Consider the following 3,110-nt stretch of genomic DNA (forward strand, 5'->3'; position numbering starts at 1 on the left):
ACTCGAACAAGCCCACAAACGCCGCCTTGCCTGGCACCGCCAGCAAAGGCACACTGAACCCATCCAGGACCCCGACGATGTTGTCTGATCAAACGCGAATCTCTATCGCAAAGTCAGAAACACCTCAGTGCGACAAAATCATCGGCGTAGGTCACAACGGTCGGTCGCCCACCTTTCACGTTGCCCCGGTAGTCATATTCGACTCCGGCCGCGTGTTCCAGACCTTGTAACGCGATGTTCAAGAGTAACGGAGATATGCACCCGCCTTGGGGGGTTCCCTCCTCGGTCGGTGCGTACCGGCCCGCATCGACCACACCAGCGGTGAGCCATTCCGCGATCTGATCACGGCCCGGGAACATCCCGATCCGCTCCAGAAGCAAGGTATGGTCGATTTTGTCGAACGCGGATTTCAAGTCGGCGTCAAGTACCCAGTCCCGCTTGGCATTTCGCACAGCTAGAGCGAGGTGGATCATCTCGATCGCGTCGTGGCATCCACGTCCCGGCCGAAACCCATACTGTTTGCGGTCTAGCCGCGCCTCCCATTCCGGTTCCAACGCGTTACGCACCCGCTGTTGCTGGGCGCGATCGGCGATAACAGGAATACCGAGAGGTCGACGTTTTCCGTCTTTCTTCGGTACATACACCCGTCGCACCGGCAGCGCGTGACCGGTCCCAACCCGACTATGCAATTCCATAGCCAGAGCGGATCGTTGTGGGCTGGTCGTGGCGACCTGCCCGTCCACGCCTGGGGTGTGACGGCCCGCGTTGCGCTCGGTGACACGCCGCACGCTGACCAGCGTGTTAGCGCGACTGCGCAACATGAGTTTCTGCAGATTGCGAACCCGTTTGAGGTCGCCTGCCTTACTCGCCGTGAAGATACGCTGCCGTAACCGCTGTACCCGCTGTTCCTCGTCACACCAATTGATGCGATCCCAGTCCAGCGAGCCTATTGGTCCGTTCATCGCCACTCGGCCCGCCGCGTCGACGCCGATATCGGCTACGACCACGGTTGGCTGTGCGGTGACGTCTAACTTGCCCATCGGTGCTAGCGGTTCCTTCCGCGTTTTCGTTCACGAAGCCACCCGGCCCGCGTCAGCCCCCGTATTCGAGGCCAGGCGCACATGCACCTGGTATGCGGCCAGTTATACAAGCGTCGACCACCTGAAGGAGTAGTCATCTGACGCCCGTTTTCCTGTTGCCTTTCGGCTGCCGCCGTTGGCTTCTCGGGCCATCCTGTTCCCGTCTGGATTTGTGCCGCCCTCACGGATCGGCCTACCAGCAGCTGGTCAATTCCGCTGGACCGCAACGGGGTTCCCATGTTCCGCACTGGCTAGATACGGCCGGTGTCGGGCGCCTCCTATACCCCGGGACCGTGGTGCTCACGTGACCGACATCGAAACTTCGGCCACCACTGCCGCATCCCAGCGGCGGGTCCTGTTCCACGTTCCCACGTCCCATCTATCGCGGTTCTGGGTAACGAGGCTTACAGAGGTTCACTTGCGTTCGCCCTTTCCGGCCTTCCCCTTGCCTGTAACCGATGGATGGAGCACCGATCCTTGGGCTTTCTTCCGGGCTTCACACCCCGCCGTTACCAGCGACGCATGCCAGGAGCGGAGACGAGTGTCGAGCACTCACCCGAGATCAACCACCGCGCATACGGTCCTCCAATCGGTTGATCCTCTCAACCAGTGCGACTTCACGTCGCACTTCTATGCCCCAGTGGCCTTGTACCCAGGCGGCGAGTCGCTGCGGCGGCGCGTCCTTGTGGCTTGCGGAGGTGATCAGGTAGACGACCTCGACGGTTTTGGTTCCTTTGTCGGTGACGGTGCGGCGGAGTTGGGCGACTTGGGCTGCGCCGGGAAAGTCGATCCAGTCGGGAACGTCGGCGACCTTGATTGTGCGGGTGACCCGCCGGCTACGGTCAGCGGTTTTCGCCGTGCAGGCGGGCATGTCCTTCCATGGCAGCTTCTTCAGCTTCTGGTGCAGGGTGGGCATGTTCGCCTTCACCGTGAACACGTAGTCGCCGCCTGCGCCGGTGATGGCTGTGGCGGTGTCGGTCTGTGTGTGCATCGCATCGAGGGTCACCACCGCGCCGTCGAGGTCGAGGTGTCCCAACAGTGTTCGGGCAGCGGGTATTTCGTTGCTCTTCGCATCGACTGCCACCTGGCCGAGCACGGCACCGGTACCGTGGTCGAATGCGGCGACCAGGTGCGGTGCCTTACCGTCGGACCGGGTGCGCGCACCTCGGATCGTCTTGCCGTCCAGGGCGATCACGCGGCGCTGATCGACGGTGAAGGTTCGCGTCCACATCCACGCACCCAGGGCCCGGTCGAGGGCGTCGGCATCGATGCGGGCGAACAGTTTCCTCAACGTCGACTCGTCCGGGGCGCTACCGCTGGTGAGTCCGAACGAGGCCAGCTTGTCGGCTGCGGTCTCGGTGGCCCACTGACCGATCGCCGCGAACGAGCGGCACCCGGCCACGGTGGCGGTGACTGCCAGTGCAAGCACCCCGGCCAACGAGTAGCGCACCCCGCGCCGGTCGCGTGGGTCGGGCACTGCCTGCAGGGCTTCCAACAGTCGTTCGTGGCGCGTCAGGTTCGTATCGGCGGGCGGGGTCGGGGAAGATGGCACGCGGGTGTGACCTCGGGTTCGGATGGTTGGCTTCGCAACCTGCATCCAAGCCCGTTGGTCACACCCGTCACAGCAGCCACGCCGATCACACGGTGATAAATCCCGAGGTCACAGAGCCGCGCACCAACCTTTCCGGGACCCTGATATGGGGCCACGCGACCTGGTTGCTGTCTGACGGAAGGTCAACCAGCGAGTCAGACGCACGGCAATGCCGTCGAATTGCTCGTCGGCGTAGGTGTCGGCGGTCACCGTGATCCCCGCATGACCCATCGCCCTCCGGGCAACGGTTTGAGAGCGGCGCCGGCCCTGTGTTGTTCGCGGGCATCCAGGGTGAGCACGTGGGGGTGGGGTTCCGGCGCTGGCGGTGAGCAGTGTGTGGGGTTGCGGTAACCCGATTTGTTGTTCGTGCTGCCGGGGCGGCACGGTGATCAGGTCAGTGGTAGGCGACGGCCCTCCCGTCGTCTCTTCCCGGAGTGCTA

The 3,110-nt window shown here is 63.4% G+C and carries 2 protein-coding genes; both read right to left on the bottom strand.

The genetic code is table 11. The features are described from left to right. Positions 1 to 113: 113 nt before the first annotated feature. Positions 114 to 962, bottom strand: a complete 849-nt coding sequence (locus EET03_RS29380; protein WP_244232600.1) for a reverse transcriptase N-terminal domain-containing protein — start codon at positions 960 to 962, stop codon at positions 114 to 116. Between the two features lie 679 nt (positions 963 to 1,641). Continuing rightward, entirely contained in the window at positions 1,642 to 2,631 is a 990-nt protein-coding gene (locus tag EET03_RS29385) for an ISAs1 family transposase (RefSeq protein WP_167470748.1), read from the bottom strand. Positions 2,632 to 3,110 lie beyond the last annotated feature (479 nt).

Origin of the sequence: Mycobacterium innocens (genome assembly GCF_900566055.1) — a bacterium.
Lineage (GTDB): Bacteria > Actinomycetota > Actinomycetes > Mycobacteriales > Mycobacteriaceae > Mycobacterium > Mycobacterium innocens.

Excerpts from the sequence above, each read along its gene's own strand:
- EET03_RS29380 (WP_244232600.1), bottom strand. The coding sequence starts at position 962 with ATGAACGGACCAATAGGCTCGCTGGACTGGGATCGCATCAATTGGTGT.